The 16,179-nt window shown below is 42.2% G+C and carries 16 protein-coding genes and 7 pseudogenes; 2 read left to right on the forward strand and 21 right to left on the reverse strand.

Annotated elements, in window-relative coordinates:
* Positions 1-211 precede the first annotated feature (211 nt).
* The 5 genes and pseudogenes from LQK91_RS06625 to LQK91_RS06640 all read right to left on the reverse strand — a co-directional run.
* A pseudogene (locus LQK91_RS06625) lies at positions 212-1,467 on the reverse strand (RHS repeat domain-containing protein); the annotation flags it as partial.
* A 104-nt stretch (positions 1,468-1,571) separates the two neighbouring features.
* Entirely contained in the window at positions 1,572-1,799 is a 228-nt protein-coding gene (locus LQK91_RS06630; protein WP_146257616.1) for a hypothetical protein, read from the reverse strand.
* Positions 1,792-1,935, reverse strand: coding sequence for a glycohydrolase toxin TNT-related protein (locus tag LQK91_RS22060; RefSeq protein WP_146257617.1), 144 nt, complete (start codon positions 1,933-1,935; stop codon positions 1,792-1,794). The genes LQK91_RS06630 and LQK91_RS22060 overlap by 8 nt, the downstream gene beginning before the upstream one ends.
* A pseudogene (locus LQK91_RS06635) lies at positions 1,922-2,169 on the reverse strand (DcrB-related protein); the annotation flags it as partial. The pseudogene LQK91_RS06635 and the gene LQK91_RS22060, both read right to left, overlap by 14 nt.
* 86 nt (positions 2,170-2,255) lie before the next feature.
* Positions 2,256-2,549, reverse strand: a complete 294-nt coding sequence (locus LQK91_RS06640; protein ID WP_231001600.1) for a hypothetical protein — start codon at positions 2,547-2,549, stop codon at positions 2,256-2,258.
* A 33-nt stretch (positions 2,550-2,582) separates the two neighbouring features.
* Between LQK91_RS06640 and LQK91_RS06645 the strand changes: the two genes are divergently transcribed.
* Positions 2,583-2,825, forward strand: a complete 243-nt coding sequence (locus tag LQK91_RS06645; RefSeq protein WP_231001601.1) for a hypothetical protein — start codon at positions 2,583-2,585, stop codon at positions 2,823-2,825.
* 422 nt (positions 2,826-3,247) lie between these two features.
* Here the strand turns inward: LQK91_RS06645 and LQK91_RS06650 are convergent, their stop codons facing one another.
* From LQK91_RS06650 to LQK91_RS06680, 7 genes and pseudogenes are all read right to left on the reverse strand, one after another.
* On the reverse strand, positions 3,248-3,964 hold the full coding sequence (locus LQK91_RS06650) for a hypothetical protein (protein ID WP_231001602.1): 717 nt from the start codon (positions 3,962-3,964) through the stop codon (positions 3,248-3,250).
* Positions 3,965-4,161: 197 nt separating this feature from the next.
* Positions 4,162-4,950: a hypothetical protein gene (locus LQK91_RS06655; RefSeq protein WP_105099265.1), complete on the reverse strand. Its 789-nt coding sequence runs from the start codon at positions 4,948-4,950 to the stop codon at positions 4,162-4,164.
* Between the two features lie 172 nt (positions 4,951-5,122).
* Complete coding sequence (locus LQK91_RS06660; RefSeq protein WP_105099266.1) at positions 5,123-5,461, reverse strand: hypothetical protein; 339 nt, start codon at positions 5,459-5,461, stop codon at positions 5,123-5,125.
* A 19-nt stretch (positions 5,462-5,480) separates the two neighbouring features.
* Positions 5,481-5,870: pseudogene (locus tag LQK91_RS06665) on the reverse strand (glycoside hydrolase family 73 protein).
* 418 nt (positions 5,871-6,288) lie between these two features.
* Positions 6,289-6,666 (reverse strand): hypothetical protein, encoded by a 378-nt coding sequence (locus LQK91_RS06670; RefSeq protein WP_105099268.1) that lies wholly within the window; start codon positions 6,664-6,666, stop codon positions 6,289-6,291.
* A 460-nt stretch (positions 6,667-7,126) separates the two neighbouring features.
* Entirely contained in the window at positions 7,127-7,612 is a 486-nt protein-coding gene (locus LQK91_RS06675; protein WP_105099269.1) for a hypothetical protein, read from the reverse strand.
* A gap of 326 nt (positions 7,613-7,938) precedes the next feature.
* A pseudogene (locus tag LQK91_RS06680) lies at positions 7,939-8,710 on the reverse strand (RHS repeat domain-containing protein); the annotation flags it as partial.
* 17 nt (positions 8,711-8,727) lie between these two features.
* Here LQK91_RS06680 and LQK91_RS06685 point away from each other — a divergent pair.
* A complete protein-coding gene (locus LQK91_RS06685; RefSeq protein ID WP_105099270.1) occupies positions 8,728-8,832 on the forward strand; it encodes a SymE family type I addiction module toxin in 105 nt (34 codons plus the stop codon).
* A 40-nt stretch (positions 8,833-8,872) separates the two neighbouring features.
* Here the strand turns inward: LQK91_RS06685 and LQK91_RS06690 are convergent, their stop codons facing one another.
* From LQK91_RS06690 to LQK91_RS22025, 9 genes and pseudogenes are all read right to left on the reverse strand, one after another.
* On the reverse strand, positions 8,873-9,142 hold the full coding sequence (locus tag LQK91_RS06690) for a hypothetical protein (RefSeq protein ID WP_105099271.1): 270 nt from the start codon (positions 9,140-9,142) through the stop codon (positions 8,873-8,875).
* Positions 9,143-9,289: 147 nt separating this feature from the next.
* Positions 9,290-10,249, reverse strand: a pseudogene (locus LQK91_RS06695) (type IV secretion protein Rhs); the annotation flags it as partial.
* Between the two features lie 106 nt (positions 10,250-10,355).
* Positions 10,356-10,649 (reverse strand): DUF6966 domain-containing protein, encoded by a 294-nt coding sequence (locus LQK91_RS06700; RefSeq protein WP_105099272.1) that lies wholly within the window; start codon positions 10,647-10,649, stop codon positions 10,356-10,358.
* Positions 10,650-10,930: 281 nt separating this feature from the next.
* A complete protein-coding gene (locus LQK91_RS06705) occupies positions 10,931-11,338 on the reverse strand; it encodes a hypothetical protein (RefSeq protein WP_146257618.1) in 408 nt (135 codons plus the stop codon).
* A gap of 359 nt (positions 11,339-11,697) precedes the next feature.
* Positions 11,698-11,943 (reverse strand): hypothetical protein, encoded by a 246-nt coding sequence (locus LQK91_RS06710; RefSeq protein WP_231001603.1) that lies wholly within the window; start codon positions 11,941-11,943, stop codon positions 11,698-11,700.
* A 210-nt stretch (positions 11,944-12,153) separates the two neighbouring features.
* Entirely contained in the window at positions 12,154-12,402 is a 249-nt protein-coding gene (locus LQK91_RS06715; RefSeq protein WP_033762812.1) for a hypothetical protein, read from the reverse strand.
* 488 nt (positions 12,403-12,890) lie between these two features.
* Positions 12,891-13,707 (reverse strand): annotated as a pseudogene (locus tag LQK91_RS22150) (RHS repeat domain-containing protein); the annotation flags it as partial.
* A 1,267-nt stretch (positions 13,708-14,974) separates the two neighbouring features.
* Positions 14,975-15,262, reverse strand: a complete 288-nt coding sequence (locus LQK91_RS06730; protein WP_033762819.1) for a hypothetical protein — start codon at positions 15,260-15,262, stop codon at positions 14,975-14,977.
* A 316-nt stretch (positions 15,263-15,578) separates the two neighbouring features.
* Positions 15,579-16,179 (reverse strand): annotated as a pseudogene (locus tag LQK91_RS22025) (RHS repeat domain-containing protein); the annotation flags it as partial.

The following is a 16,179-nucleotide window of genomic DNA, read 5'->3' on the forward strand; positions in this document are numbered from 1 at the left end:
ATTGTTAGTTTCATGTTTTATTAATAATAAAGTATCATTCAGGATTTTTATAACTTCACTCTTTTTCATATTAAAACCTATGGCGTGTTAATTTTTTTAAAATTTAAAATATAACTCTGTTCCCATTCTCGAGGAGGAATTATTTTTTCAGCTTAACCATTAAAGATTGCACCAGATTTTGTTACTTGAGGGGCAACTTAATCAATCTACATTATTGTACCCTTAGGTACCAGTCTTGTATTTTTCGATTCAGGTAGCAACGCAGCATCAATTTTTGGTTGAATACGACCACCTGCACTTGATGTTGAGACGAATGAACCGCCCACATCAGCCCGTCCTCCATAAACACGGTATAAGACAATATATTATGTTGTAATAACAGTTTCGTAATCACTATTTGTAAATATAGCAGCGAGTGATTCTGCAAGGGGCCTTTTCTTAATTTCTTTATATTTTCCTTGAATCTTTTACAATTCAACCCCCACGGATCCACCAACCTCAGCGCATTCGGCGCATACTGGTAAAGGTTGATCCCGTCTGCCAGCCCTATCGGATCCTGCTTGGTAAACCGTCCGCTGTCCGGGTCATAATAACGAAACAGATTGTAGTGCAGTCCAGTTGATTGGGCCCCTGCTGTGCCTCACCCCAGGGGCCATCGCTGAAGCGATGTTCAAATTTGCTAAAGAAAATCAGTCCCGGTCCGGGTACTGGCCCTGCATCCGCAGGTTCTGCTCCACCATCGGAAATCGCTCGCTTGATTCACGCAGCAGCTTGCCCCACGGGCTGTTATTTCCTTCCCAGGCTTTTTGCCCTTCACTGTCAGTCAGCAACTTCGGCATCCCGTTGACCGCATTATGGAACCAGTAAATCTCCGGGCTTTCCACCCCATCACTACGCGCCAGGGGCTCATAGCTCTGGCTATCGCTGTACACATAGGTCAGCGGAGTGCCATCGTGGATCTCCTGCAGCAGGCGATAGCCTTCCCACACAAAGCGCGTCGTGATGGCGTTGCCAGACGGTCTTCCCAGTAACAGCGGCTGGCTGGTTTTACTGATGCGGCGTCCCAGCGGATCGTAGCGAAAACTCACCTTAGTGAGCGTCTTGTTAGGGTCGCGCGGCTCGCTGCTCACCTTCGTAAGACGATGCTTACCATAGTAACGGTAGTGCCAGCGGGTATGCCCTTCATCTCTCAGTGGTAAGGCCATGAATGTCATATTGCCAGCGAATACCGTGCAGTCCGGTGACACGGTTATGCACCACATGCGTTGCAGTATGACGATCCAGCTGGTTGCCTGCGCCATCCCAGCGCCACTGTTCATAACCCGGCTGCGCACCGTCCTGTGACAACAGCCGACCAGCGTTATCGTAGTTCTTTAATGTCTGGCTGAATGGATTATCGTCGCGCTCTTCACGGATCAGGTTGCTGCCATAATCGAAGTCGCGGCGACGGGACCAGACGCGCAGCGCATATAGGATAAGAGGTGAACGCTTAGCAGACGACCTTAGATATTACATAACGAAAAGATGAATAATATTGGCCTATCAATTTCACTGCGGCTTTAACATTTTATTTAGCATCCCAGCATGTGTTTTAATCTCGCCAAAAATGCTTTGCATGCGGATTCTTCATCGGCGTAGCATCTTTCGTCAGTACGATGACTTCTTTCACTATAAAATATCTTCCAAAGCAACCCTTCATAGATTAAACATAAAGATTCATTAGATATATATTCAATCGAATAGCTGCCCGCTGGAATATCCATAGATGATAACGTTTTGATTAATAACTTCTTATCCACATTGCCTTCCTGTTTTAACTTCTTTTAAATGTCCGGAATCAATTATAGACTGCATTGATTCTGGCAAAAGATATTGTATACCTAAACCAATCTCACCAAACCAGGGTGCTATTTTACTTTCTGGCTCTCGGGACATTATCCACACCCGCCATTACGCGTACAAATTCACTCTGCTGGATATAACACATCTGACTCCGCAACGTGTCCCAATGACGCTTCAATTCTTTTCCGCATCACTGTCCTCAGCAATAACACCGCGGCTTACAACCCCTGCCAGCCCACTGGCTTCGTCGCGGAGAATATTCATGGTGGTGTCCTGCCAGGCAGCAGGAAAAAGCGAAAAGGCGCCCTCATTGAATTTGTAATTCATATTGGTGGTCCGTTTTATTAATTTTTTATGCTGGGTGGAATCAGGCTATGGAATTCGCCATCAAAGTTATCGGCATTAGTGAGTAGCTATGTATTATCACGCGCAACTTTAATATCAAAAAGCTGATGTTTAATATGAGGATCGCCACCACAACTGCTGTCGTGATGATCTTCACGAACCGTGATGACAAAGAAACGTTTATTACTGCTATCGTCGGGATCGTACCGCAGGCAGTTATCATCGAGGCTGGTCAGGTGCCAGGTATGAATCGCTTCCGTGGCGGCAATGATAGCCTGGTCAGCGCTGATTTCGCTTTGCTCTGCACCCAGGTCTGTTTTCAACATGACGGAGCTGAACTCCCCCTGGTCAATCTGGAACATTAATTGTTTCCCGCCCGACGTGTGTACAAGCCAGTGCTGATTATCACTATTATCCTCTTTTCCTGGTCCATAGGCTTGTTGAACCTGTTCCGTGCTATCACCTACCCCAATATTCCGGGCCGTTGGCACGCTGGCACTTCTCAGAAGGATCTCAGCCAGAACCGTATGGCTGGCATCTCCAGCCGCCGCAGCGCTGAACGACTCAAAGCCGTCCTAGCTAAGCTGAAGATAGTTGTACTGCTGATTATTGATGGCCACTTTTCCGGCCAGAACTGAACTCAGGGCCTTGCCTGCGCGTACGAAATTTTCGTTGCTCCAGGTGTCACCTGAAGTGAAAACATAATCGTTCAGCAGAACGGAAAAATCGCCCTCGTAAAGAGCAGGAAGAGACGATTAAGTGCTGGATTCTGCACTTGCAATGCAGGATAAAAACAGGATAACAGGCACAAATATAAGACTGGCGAAAAAACGATTCATAATCATTGGATTTTATCAGAGCCAGGGGCTTAACATAATAAGTCACATTTATTCACTAATGCAGCGTAACAAAATCACTAAATATTAAATATTTACATTTCAAAAATATTTGTTGGGTGGAGAGAAAATATCACCACCCCAAGAAAAATCACAGCATCAACCAAGGTTATTCATAGCATTTGAAAAGAAGTAATAATATCAAATGAGAATCATAAAAATCATCACTCCCACTTACCATCCTGCTGTGCGAGTGTTTTATTTCCCTGCATTACCTTCAGCACAAGCGGATTAAAGCTCACAATATAATCTACGGTACCATTTGTGAAAATCATTCCTTCCGCTTTTGTTGCATTAACAGGTTGCGTGGTTTTACCTTCAAGAGTAATTTGCTTCCCATCTTTATTTCTGAGCCCAAAGTATTTAATTTTATCACATACTGTATAAAACTCTCCGCAACCATTGACTAAGGTAATAGTGAAATCAGATGTTGAAAAAACTTTCATCTTCGATTTTAAATTTCTCTGATTAACTTCTTTATCGAGTGTATAAGTTTTTGGTGCATAAAACTCGCCATTCTCAGGGTCTTTGATTAATTTCCATAAAAGTTTATTATCTTTAAATTCTAACTTTGCTTTACCCTTCACCCCGCCAAATGAAGAATCAAATTCAATCAAAGCATTTTTATCATTTGCGGTGCCTTTGATGTTGATGTCATTATCATCAGGGCAATCTATTTTGTTCCCGCCTCTGATAACATAACAATAACTACCCATTATGTTATTATTATTCTGTTTTAATTTTAATGTTAACGTTGAATATAATGACCCATTATCATTTTTTTCCTGCCCACTCCACTGGCCGGTAAAGTGTTCAGAAGCAAACAAGGATAATGAAGATGTTGACAATAAAACCGCAATGCTAAATCCAACTTTTTTCATTTAATTAACCTTGAAATTTCAGATGCTAATTAACCCTGTTCTTCCAGCTGTTGATATAAAGCTAATAAATAACTACAACTGAAAGCAGCAAGATTAATAAAACCATATTTATTTTTAATGATATGTTATTTACATGTGCTGTGAATAATCCCGTGCAATAGTGCGCATACATGAAACACCATCACGCAAAAATTTAACTACTCGGAAATATCCATCCACTTCCCGCCTTCAGACAGCACGATTTTATTATTAACGACAACCGTAAGATTACTCATTACATTGTTGATAATGTATGTTGCATCATTATTACGGAATTTATAACTCAGTACCGGGCAGAATGCTTGACCACAATCACTTTTCATGGCTTTGCCTTTTAATCTGACAAGTGCCCCATCCGATTTTCTTACACCCTCATAACTAACGTCATTACACTTCGAACCCACAGCGCAGAGTGACGTTATTCTTATTTTGAATTTTGCCGTCTCGAAAAATCCCTCACTATTACTTTGCATTTCTTTTTTGTTTTTTGCGGGAGTAACTGATTGTTCTTTATCAAAACGCTTTACCCAACTCGCAATATCTTCCTGCATTTTACTACTTGCACGATCATTGCTTACATAATGTATATTATTATCTTCAGGCAACATCCATGCAGCATAGACTTTACCGTCAGGCTGTATAACAAATGCTGAAGCCTGCACAAAATAAAGATCCTTTAACCAGCCATCAACGAATATACCACCACTCTCTGTTTTGTGAGGCTCGCCAAAAACATCAAAATTCTGGCTGAAGTTAATGTACTCACTACCTAGCACAGACTTCAAACTGGAAACGACTTTCTGGTTATTAAAAACATTTGAAACACTATTCAGATTATTATACTGAGAATAAAGCGTCTGGGTATCCGATGCTGTTGCAACACCTATTGAGCAACCTGTAACAAAAACCAAAAAAAATAACCTAATAAATAAATTCATTGTATTCATCTGAAACCTTTAACAATTCTGCAGCTTCATTAGTATATCGTCTGGTCAGGCCATTTGAATGATTCTCAGACGCGAACAGGAATTCTATGGCTTTACTGATAGTCTGTTTATAACAAGATCCCTGTAAGCCCGCGCCCAGTTTCTAGCTATCCTCGTTCAGGTTTAAAACTAATCAGCCAGGATTATTGTAGTCAGGAGCTAAGCCCTTGTGCGTTTCAATCAGTCTGTTTTTTTTAACCCACCCCATAATTTGATCATCGTTGTTTGAGAGGTACATGACGCGGTAAAATCCATTCAGTTCAACGTAAGCATAAAGATGATCATTGGGTATAACAAAAATTCCTTTCAACAAACATTTTTCATCAGGCGCTGAATAAAACTGCAAATGCCCTTTCCCTCCAACTTTATATAAATTATCGGTATTATCAAGCTGAACCCCATTAGTAATACCTGACTTATCTAACTTTTCGCAAAAATCATTAGCTAAAACTGACAGGGGAAAAACAATCATCAACGCCGTTAAAATCTTATCATATAAGACCTCTACCTTTCATAATTCCGATAAGCTTTTTAGCATAATCTGGATCTGTTGCATAGCCTTTCTCTTGAAGCCCCTTCGCCCATTGTATAGGAGCTTAAGATTTAAAAAGACTGCTGCAACGCTTGTTGTCCATCAAAAATTGACCATGTTGCTCAATGCTCTCTTCAACCGACCTATAATTGGCAAAACTGTAAACGATCTTTACTTTTTTACCCTTGATAATTTCATGAGTAACAGTTTCAGAACCAAACAACTTTGATTCCAAAGGTATTGTTACTGCCAGTATTCCTTTTCTTAACAACAGGAACCAAATCCCCCAGCTTGACTCAAGGATTAACTGAGCCATGGTAACTTCGGCCGGGACGCCTGTTTTTTTCACTAACCTTAGCTCTACGGGATAAACTTTATCAAAGAAAGCTTATTTATTCACGGGCAACGGACGCGCTTTGCGAGCAGGGCTTCTTGCTTCAGGTGCAGCGGACGACTTAGCCGCAGCAGAGACACCCGCCTTATCATCGAACCTCAGCGCGTCAATATTAAAGTAATAAGTTATGTACCTTTGAAATAGTCAACATATGTTAATTCTTAAAATCATTACCTGCATCATTACAATAGTCGTTAAAAAACATATATCATTACCGATTTATTGAATAGAAATATTATATCCCCTCTTATATATCACCTGACTTTTACCATTTTCATATTTATTAATAACTTGTCTCGGTTCTTTTTTCTCGTTATATTTGATATTATTTAAAGAGGCCATAACATTCTAACTACACCTAAATGTCATAATATTATTTATTAATACTTTCATCATCAAACAAACCTACAAGATAAGACGCATATCGGGCAGGTTGTGTTTCCTTGTAAGTAAAAACAACTACTATGTTATGCAGCCCATTTGAGCATTTTGTTTTCAGCACTCTCAGTGGGCTATTTTTATATCTATATTCTTTAATTTCGCCTTCAATAAATTTCAGTCCTTTAATGCCGCCGACTATATGTGTTCTTTTTCTTTCGTCAAACACATCTAAACTTTCTGAGTTGTACAACCCAAAATAAACAATACTATCACAGCAAGGACATTTTACTTCCTTATCATTCTTCAACAAAGCATCTTCAAAACCATCATGAATTAATCTAATTTCACTCTGATAATTAACTATTTTCATAAACCCCTCAAAAAGCTGTTTTCAGCTAATTTATCAATATTAAAAAGGTCTCATGTTGAGTTGCTTAACCCGGCTGTACAAACCAAAGAATAGCTGACTCATTATCAACCGGCAATAGTTTCATTATTTCATAAGTCGAATAGATTTTTTTTAGCGTGCTACCCTCTCAAGAACAGCACCAGATCGCATTATTTTTTTCTCAAACAGCTCGTTCTGAAGATTTGTTCTTCCAGAGTTTAAAAACTGCCTAGAATGGTGTAGTTTTTCCATCCTGATAAAAGTGCAGAGTCTGATTTTTAAAATCTACTTTATTTTATCTAATAATCACTGAATCATTTTAGATTGCATTTTAAAGTAAACATGTAAACAAGTTGATTTTTTATAAGAAAAATATTGCATTTTTTAATATGCATCTTTCTTTAACTTACCCAACCTAACTATTTGTTATTATAATTTTGTTTTATAACCCTGCATCCCTGGTTATATATATACCATGGTTAAATGACCTTGTCTCATATGAAACTGACACGTTCCCCCAGGGAAAACCCCATCTAACGACTTCAGCTTTAATAAAATCAGGACTCCCTAGTCCAAGAGATGAGCCAAGCCATTTAGATAAGTCTCTTACTGATTCATTTAACATTTCAATGTCAGCTCGCCTATCCCAATCATTTAAAGAATGATAATATTCATTTCCTTTATCCACAAGTTGAACCATGAAAGGAAAATTAAAAATTACTGGCCTTATATGAAGTTCAAACTCTTTATTATTGAAAATTATTGAGTCGATAAGATAATGATGAGGCATCAGGCTTTTTATAGAACCTGAACTTTGTAAACTGTTGTAAAGCTCGCTTTTACAAAAAAGCTCTTCACTTGTAATTTCCAAATATTTTTCATCTATGACTAATGTACCTGTAGTTGGTTCAAATTTTAACTTTTTCATATAGCAATAATCTTCCCTGGGATTATGAAATACCTAAATTTCTCTGGTACAAAGAACTGAAGCCCCCCACCATCACCATAAATTTTATTTGCTACTGCTCTACCATAGGCAACATCAATATCCTCGCTTACATAAAATGCTCTTAATTTTGTACGAATTGGCCAGCGTGGACCTAATTTAACTATCAAAGCCAAGTGATAACCTAACGGATTATTTCTGTATTGTCTAACAGTAGGGAATGTCACTACATATGCAGGTTTTTGGTCTGCGATAGGATAAATAGCATAGAGAATTGTACCTTTTAAAGCTTCCTGTTCTTGTAAACATCAATTTCTGGATAATCGGGATTTTTTTTCTTTTGACTTCGTTACTTCTTTCGCAAGGTTTTTACACTTCATCAACCCCCACGGATCCACCCACCCTAACGCATCCGGCGCATACTGGTAGAGGTTGATCCCGCCCGGCAGCCCTATCGGATCCTGCTGGGTGAACCGTCCGCTGTCCGGGTCTTAATAACGAAACAGATTGTCGTGCCGTCCGGTTGATTTGGCCCCTGGGGCCATCGCTGAAGCGATGTTCAAATTTGCTCAGGCATATTTGTACCGGTCCAGGTACTGGCCCCGCATACGCAGGTTCTGCTGAACGACAGGCAAGCTGCTGACTGGACTCGCACAGCAGCTTGCCCCACGGGCTGTTAATGCCTTCCCAGGCTTTTTGCACTTCACCGTCAGTCAGCGGCTACGGCATTCCGTTGGCCGCATTATGGAACTAGTAAATCTCCGGGCTTTCAACACCATCAATACGGACCAGCGGCCCATAGCTCTGGCTGTCGTTGTGTACATAGGTCAGCGGAATGCCGTCGTGGATTTCCTGCAGCAGGCGGTAACCTTTGCAGACAAAGCACATCGTTACGGCATTGCCAGACGGTCTCCCCGGTAACAGTTGCTGGCTGGTTTTACTGATGCGACATCCCAACGGATCGTAACGGAAACTCACCTTTGTGCGCGGCTTTTTACGGTCCCGCGGCTCGCTGATCACTTCCGTCAGGCGATGCTCACTATCGTAGCGATAACGCCAGCGGGGCTGGTGATTATCCTGACGGTTACACGCCGTCGATGGTCCTCTCCGTTAAGTGGCTAAGGGAGGCAGGATTTGAGACGGGGCAGGCGGTCAGAGTTAGGGTTGGAGCAGGCTGTATTACCCTGGCGGCGGACAGCTAAAGTAAAAACTGAAAGGATCGCTAGGATCACTTCCAGCTTTTTAGTTTTTACTTATTTTTCCGTATAGAGCGGCAATATCAACTAATTCTGTTATCAGTATATCTTCGCATGGCCAATCGAGAATAAAACGTGGATACGCAGGCATATAAACCTTTGGATTCATTGTCCTAATCATTTCTTCCAGTTCTTTTTTTACCTGAGTCAACACATGGATAGAAAGAGGTGCTTTCTCATTGCGTTCATGCCGACTAATAGCGTCAACTACCTTTTCGAGGGCGTCATTCAATAATAATTCATAAGAAGAGATCATAATAAAGTTCCATATTTCTAAGGCTGCAGGACAAAAATTTGCTCTTCACCACCACTAAATTGCGGTCCATGGCTAAATTGCGGAGCTACTCTGCCTCTGATTATCGTAGAACCAGGCTTTATCTGCCACAACTTGATTCCAGTCATACTGCGCACCGTCCTGGGACAACAGCCGGCCGGCGTTATCGTAGTTCCATAATGTCTGGCTGAACAGGTTATCGTCGCGGCGACGGGACCAGACGCGCGGCGCAGGACGCTGCGCGTCTCCCCTGAACACGTCACGGCGGCGCAGTCTGCCTGACCGATCATATTCACTGCGCATGGTCAGGCCGCCCTGTGTCCGGCTCAGTTCCCGATGCAGCGTGTCACGGGTAAACTCGGTGACCGGCAGGTTGTCTAATGCGATGCTCAGTAAATGGCCGCTGCCGTAGTAAAGCTGCCTGAGATTGCGACCATCCGGCAGGGTTAAGGCTGTGCAGTTACCCAGCGCGTCATACTCCCACGCCAGTTCGCCCTGCTCTCCCTGTTCAGCAACGATGCGGCCCAGCGCATCATATTTAAAGGTGATCTCCTGCTCGGCCTGCTGGCTCCACTCAGTGTCTGAAAGCGGCAGATGCTGCGACACTTTACCCAGCTGGCCGCCACCGCTGTAGTGATAACGCGTCTGGCCTTCCGGCGTGGTCCGCGCCAGCAGTTGTCCCGCACGGCTCCAGTGGTAGCGATGGGTGATGGACTGAGGGTGCCCGGCGGCAAAGGTACGTGATACCGTGCGGCCCGCTGCGTCATAATCATATCGCGTGGCAACGCCATCCAGCCCGATCTGAGCCAGCAACAGAGAATCCGCGCCCCACTCGAACTGATACTGCTCGCCGTTCTCGTTTTGCAGCGCCGTCAATCGGCCACGGCTGTCCCAGCTTCGCTGAACCGTCTCACCCTCTGCATTGCGGCTGGCGATCAGTCGCCCGACGTTGTCGTAACGGAATTCACTGCGCTTGCCATCAGACGACTCATAGGCCAGCGGCGGTCCGTTCTCACTCCAGTGCAACCGCTCTTGCCATCCTTCTGCGCGTTCCATCTGAAGAGGACGGCCTGCTAGGTTATAGTGATAAGTACGTGAGATTAAACAAATCAGGCAGCATGACCTGGCATGTTGTATCTGGTAGAGAGATGAACTAAAGCCGGAAGGATCGTGGGATAACTTGCGGCCTTAAAAATTACGAACCAGACTTATATGATGAACATATATTATAAAGATCTCTCCTTAGAGCCTCTAGCTTATTATTATCTTCAATAAGTGGCACCCCCTCCTTGCTTAAAACAATGTCATTTAAACTTCCCATTCCACCAAGTAACATTTTAGCCCCTCTGACAAAATCGTCAGTGTTGTAATCAGCTACTTTGAGCAATTTATCCAGATTATTAGCAATATCATCGCCCCCATTTTTACGTAACAACATAGCTATATCTTTTAATGTTATTTTTATTTCTACAATCATAATAATAGCCATTTATCAGCAATTTTAAAACCAGGCACACCCCATAGTTTGTGAATTGTTATTTGCTAAGTGCCTCCCAAATAAAAACCATTATGGGCCCCGACCTCACCAACATAAACTTTTTTTCAGCAGGAACTCTTACCGGGTCCATCTACCTCAAAAGACCGTCAGCGAGGTGATAATAGCATAAAAGATTATCGTGGACACCCGTGTGTATATCCAGAAGGACTAATGGTTCAAGGAGCAGACAGAGTTTAAAGCCTCATTACATTTCCCTTTTACAATAAAAAGGATTAAATTTCATTACTTAATGACGAAAACCACTTTGCTTCATATTCATCCTGCTCTGATGGGTCGAAGGCTAATCCCTCATTTGCATAATCAAATATATTAACTAAATATCCTTTACGAGCCGGAACTCCTAAACTCGTTTCATAGGCACTCAGCCCTTTAGACATTTGTCTTGTCATTCGTGAGGGGAGTACATTAACTTTAGCGCCTTTGCAATAATAAACTATATTTTTATCCAACTCCCTTATTCTTTTGAAGCACTCAAAAAAATCATCACCTTCAGCATTCAATTGATATTTACTTTCAATATTAACCTTCATGATACATTTGACACCACTTATTAGGTGAACCTCTACATCACGCACTGCACCATCAAACATGCAGGTTAAATTTATTTTGTTTAAATTCAATCTATCCTCCGAAGAAATTTATAAAACTGATTCCTAAAAAACTGCCATTTCCTTTAACCGAGGTAACACACAAAATAACTATATTTTATGTAGCGCTAAGAGATACGACACTGAAAAAAACCTGACGGTGCGACCAGCAGCGCGATGCCTGAATCCAAAACTCACCGTCGTTTACGTCTCCTCGGATTGCCTGCTCGCTCCTGTCTGCAATTAAACGACCGAAATTTTTTTGATGAGAACGATATCCTTTAACAATAAGTATTTATGTAGTTGTGAATTAAAAAGGCAATAATAAATGACGGTTACTCAAGTGGCTTGGCCGCTTAAAAAGCTATTGCCGGATAGAAAACGATAAATCATCATTGCCATGCATTGAGTAAACTTTTCCAGACTTCCTCTTCTTCAGTAGTAGGTACAGTGTAATCCTCAAACTTTTTCCTGTAATTCATAAAAAATCGATCTATGGCCCTGATTGTGACTGTTTTATGTTCCCGGCACAATTGTAACATTAGCAACATTTCTTTTAAGCTGGCAGGATCTTTTATTTCCTTTTTAAAGAAAACTTCAAGATAATATAAAACTTCATTATACGAAAAATAATCCATCACTCCTCCGACAATATGTTTACTTCCTCGAAATGTACCATTCTATTGTCTGCACACATTTTTCGACTCCACCCTTACCAAATTTTGGCTTACATCTTGATGTCACTTTTATTAAGGGAATTGGTTAATTTCGCCCACCAGCGCAAACATTTCATCAAGGGAAACTCTTGCGCTAGACTGAGCAAGTTATAATGACAAATTCATCCCTGATTATTGCCAGCAACCTAAAAGATCTCTCCACAGTTCTTTTTCTTCTTCAATAGTGGCAACGTTATAGTCATTATATTTTTTTACATAATCCCAAAAAAGTATCTGCATGGGTCTGATAGTTACAGTTTTTTGTCTTCTAGACCCCTCTACTAACTCTCTCAGTTCACGTAGATAACTCTCATCTTTAACTCTTAATGTGAAATATTCATTAAGGTAGTCTAACACTTCATTATAAGAATCAAGATTCATTTTTGTTCTCTGGATGAACTTTAATGTCATCAAATATTACTGTTTTTCTATCAAAAATAAGTTGTGGAATCCCATTCTTTCCCTATTCTGGGTAAGCTTAGGTAAATGGTTCAAGAGGAGCCCACTCTTTATTACCAAACATTCCAGGAACTTCAGACTGAAGCAGGCCATTTTCATAAAGTTGTAAGGTGTCAAACATGACTCTTGATCTGCCATCACTCCATGAAATATCTTAAGGATCATTCGGATCACGACCTTTAATTTGGAAAGCATCACGAGTAGCACTTCCACTTTCGAATTTTTTGAAACCAAAATAGTTAATTCGCGCAGACTTAGTCTAAAGGGTTGATTCTAAAAATCTCTCTGGTGTCCCATCATCATTTAAATACCTCATGTACCTATAACCTGTTGAAGGAAGTGTTGCACATGGCCCTTCTGACCCAACATAGAAATGCGATTTATCCTTATTTCCACTACTACACCGACTCAACCCCCCATGGATCCACCCAACTCAGCGCATTCGGCGCATACTGGTAAAGGTTGATACCGCCCGCCAGCCCTATCGGGTCCTGCTGAGTGAACCGTCCACTGTCCGGATCATAATAACGAAACAGATTATAGTGCAGTCCGGTTGATTCGGCCCCTGAGGTGCCTCACCCGGTGGGGCCGTCACTGAAGCGATGTTCAAAATTGCTGAAGCAAAATTACTCCAGGTACTAGCCCTGCATCCACAGGTTCAGCTGAACGACTGGCATTCGCTGGCTGGACTCGCGCAGCAGTATTGTCGTGGATCTCCTGCAGCAGACGGTAGCCTTCCCATACAAAGCGCGTCGTGACGGCATTGGCCGACGGTCTCCCCTGTAACAGCGGCTGACTGGTTTTTTATTGATGCGATGCCCAAGCGGATCGTAGCGAAAAATCACCTTTGTGCGCGGCTTGTTACGGTCACGCGGCTCGCTGATGACATTCTTCAGGCGATGCTCCCCATCATAGCGATAAGGCCAGCGGATATGCCCGTCATCTTTCTCCGGGGTACGGCCATGGATATCGTATTGCCAGCGAATACCATTCAGCTCGGTGACGCGGTTATGCATGACATGCGCGGCAGATTATCTAATGCGATGCTCATTAGATGGCCGCTACCGTAGTAAAGCTGCTTCAAGTTGCTGCCATCCGGCAGTGTCAGTGCAGTATAATTTCCCAGTTCGTCATACTCTTAAGCCAGTTCGCCCCGCTCCCCTGTTCAGCAACAATGCGACCCAGAGCATCATATTTAAATGTAATCTACTGCTCGGCCTGCTGGCTCAAAGCTAAAACAGCCTTACAATTTGATTATTATGTCTATTTTAAAAAAATCTAAACAAATGAGATTTTATTTTTCTAAAAAACTGATCAATTGCAATACTTTTTGATACTCTTCATCATCAAATTCACCATGAGCCAAATACCCACAAAAATTCCTATATAAAAAGCTCTAAATCAATGATTGAAGAATTTTCGTCTTTTAAAATATCAATTGCTGATTTGTAAAACTTCTTTCCTTGTAATTTGTTCTTTCTCTCTACTAAGACATTCAGCTCGATTAAAACCTCAATAGCTTTATATATATTCATTTTATTATAAACTCACTTAATCTGTTCTGATTTTTGTGGGTTTTGATAACTTCTTGATACTTATCAGTCCCTGACAGTCTCCCCTTTTCAAAAATTCCAGCCGGTTAGTACTTATTTGCGGAGCAGCAGCACCTTCAGTAATCCATTTCATTTTTGAGGCTTAAAAGTAGTAACCTTATCTATTTTGACGCCCCATTATTTTAGAATGGCTAGATATTTCCTTAATTCTGTCTCAGAAGTATATTTCTTATTGGTGACGTAATCAAAATCACTACCTAATCTATTTTTTTGTGGTATTTATAAAAAATTGCATCGCCACTAACCTGTCTATAGCTGCATATAACGCCCCCAGCACAATCATAGTACCGGAAAATGTTATATTGAAGACCCGTTTCGCACTCAAGGCCGCTGCTTTCCCGCTTTTTGGGACCCCAGGTGGCAAATGTGTCCTGCCAAGCGGTGTCATTCTGTGCATCCATCACCCTGTCCGGCAGATTGTTGATCTCTGTGTAATACTCATATACCTCTGCCTGCTGCTGATAGCTGTCGACCTGCGCCAGCGGTTCATAACGTTTTCCGCATACACATATTCCCCCACATCATCGGCTTTGCTGTCGATGTACTGCCCCCACCATTTGCATCACGAACCTCGCGTAAGTTGGAAGCAGTCGGGTAAAGTGACTAAGAAGAACAGATGCCCATGACGTCGATCCTTGACGCAATGTACTGCAGTACCAGGCAAAGCGCGTGCTGGGCTAAGTCGATTTTAGCTCGGTAATAAAAGGCGGGCACCCTTTATTACCGCTCAGTACAGCATCGCGGGTAGGTGGCTGGCCGAGACAGGGCTTTAGACCGGCCAGGCTGTTATCGTCCGGGAGGAGGCGGGCTGTCTTACCCTGACGACGGGTAACTGACGTAAATGCCGAAAGTATCATTTAGACCAATTCCGGCTTTTTTAACTATATTTCCTTATAAGCTTGTTCTGCATCGATAATTATATTTCCCAACTCAAGATAAAAAGGCCATTGATCAACTATAATTCTTGATATACTTATAATCCTTTCATTTTTAGGGGGGATATTATCCGATTTGATTGTTTCTAATATAACAAAAAAAGCTTCCTTAAATTTGGAAAGTTGAGATACGGAACTTACGGATAATACTTTTGTATCTTTAGTGATAATAGCTTTATCAAGCTCACCTATAGCTTTTTGTATCTTTGCAACTGCCTTATTTACTTTTGTCATTTTCATAAATCTAATAAGTTATTGAGATCGGTTATGTATTTTTGCATCTTCCCGCCGGGCAAACCGACTCCCTGAGATGATGCCCTTCCTTTAAGAATGACAGAACCCAGCTTAACTTTAAACTGAGACACGTTAGTCATCTGATTCCATTCTGTTTTCACTGCCAGGCTTTTTGGAGTAGCAGGGAATGTCTCAAAAATATATGTACGTCTCGCCTTAGCATCGACACCATCATAATATCTTAACCCGTATTGTGAGTCAGTCGCTTTACGAAATCTGATTGAATCTATTTTGAAAGACTCCAACGTTTTCTTTCTTAATTTTCTCGGAGTGCGACTTTTTTAAATACGCTGACGCATCCTTTATATGGATCTGACTTGCTTTGGCCTATACATTTACTCAACCCCAGCGGATCAATCCAGCTGAACGCATTCGGCGCATACTGGTAAAGGTTGATCCCGCCCGCCAGCCCTATCGGGTCCTGCTGAGTGAACCGTCCGCTGTCCGGGTCATAATAACGAAACAGATTGTCGTGCAGTCCGGTTGATTCGGCCCCTTCGGTGCCTCACCCCCTTGGGGCCATCGCTGAAGCGATGTTCAAATTTGCTAAAGCAAATTTGTCCCGGTCCAGGTACTGGCCCTGCATCCGCAGATTCTGCTCCAACACCGGAACTCGCTCGCTGGATTCACGCAGCAGTTTGTCCCATGGGCTGTTGATACCTTCCCAGGCTTTTTGTCCTTCACGGTCAGTCAGCAGCTCCGGCATTCCGTTGGCCGCATTATGGAACCAGTAAATCTCCAGGCTTTCCATCCCATCAATACACGCCAGCGGTTCATAGCTCTGGCTGTCGCTGTATACATAGGTCAGCAAAGTGCCGTCGTGAATTTCCTGCAGCAGGCGGTAGCCTTCCCACACG

The organism is Pantoea sp. MHSD4, from assembly GCF_021043305.1.
In the GTDB taxonomy this organism is placed as follows: domain Bacteria; phylum Pseudomonadota; class Gammaproteobacteria; order Enterobacterales; family Enterobacteriaceae; genus Pantoea; species Pantoea eucalypti.

Bases quoted from the DNA above. Each gene is read 5' to 3' on its own strand.
- LQK91_RS06690 (WP_105099271.1), bottom strand. From the start codon at position 9,142: ATGATCTCTTCTTATGAATTATTATTGAATGACGCCCTCGAAAAGGTA.
- LQK91_RS06685 (WP_105099270.1), top strand. From the start codon at position 8,728: ATGGTCCTCTCCGTTAAGTGGCTAAGGGAGGCAGGATTTGAGACGGGG.
- LQK91_RS06700 (WP_105099272.1), bottom strand. From the start codon at position 10,649: ATGGCTATTATTATGATTGTAGAAATAAAAATAACATTAAAAGATATA.
- LQK91_RS06675 (WP_105099269.1), bottom strand. From the start codon at position 7,612: ATGAAAAAGTTAAAATTTGAACCAACTACAGGTACATTAGTCATAGAT.
- LQK91_RS06670 (WP_105099268.1), bottom strand. From the start codon at position 6,666: ATGAAAATAGTTAATTATCAGAGTGAAATTAGATTAATTCATGATGGT.
- LQK91_RS22060 (WP_146257617.1), bottom strand. From the start codon at position 1,935: ATGTCCCGAGAGCCAGAAAGTAAAATAGCACCCTGGTTTGGTGAGATT.
- LQK91_RS06660 (WP_105099266.1), bottom strand. From the start codon at position 5,461: ATGATTGTTTTTCCCCTGTCAGTTTTAGCTAATGATTTTTGCGAAAAG.
- LQK91_RS06655 (WP_105099265.1), bottom strand. From the start codon at position 4,950: ATGAATACAATGAATTTATTTATTAGGTTATTTTTTTTGGTTTTTGTT.
- LQK91_RS06650 (WP_231001602.1), bottom strand. From the start codon at position 3,964: ATGAAAAAAGTTGGATTTAGCATTGCGGTTTTATTGTCAACATCTTCA.
- LQK91_RS06640 (WP_231001600.1), bottom strand. From the start codon at position 2,549: ATGTTCCAGATTGACCAGGGGGAGTTCAGCTCCGTCATGTTGAAAACA.
- LQK91_RS06730 (WP_033762819.1), bottom strand. From the start codon at position 15,262: ATGACAAAAGTAAATAAGGCAGTTGCAAAGATACAAAAAGCTATAGGT.
- LQK91_RS06715 (WP_033762812.1), bottom strand. From the start codon at position 12,402: ATGAATCTTGATTCTTATAATGAAGTGTTAGACTACCTTAATGAATAT.
- LQK91_RS06710 (WP_231001603.1), bottom strand. From the start codon at position 11,943: ATGGATTATTTTTCGTATAATGAAGTTTTATATTATCTTGAAGTTTTC.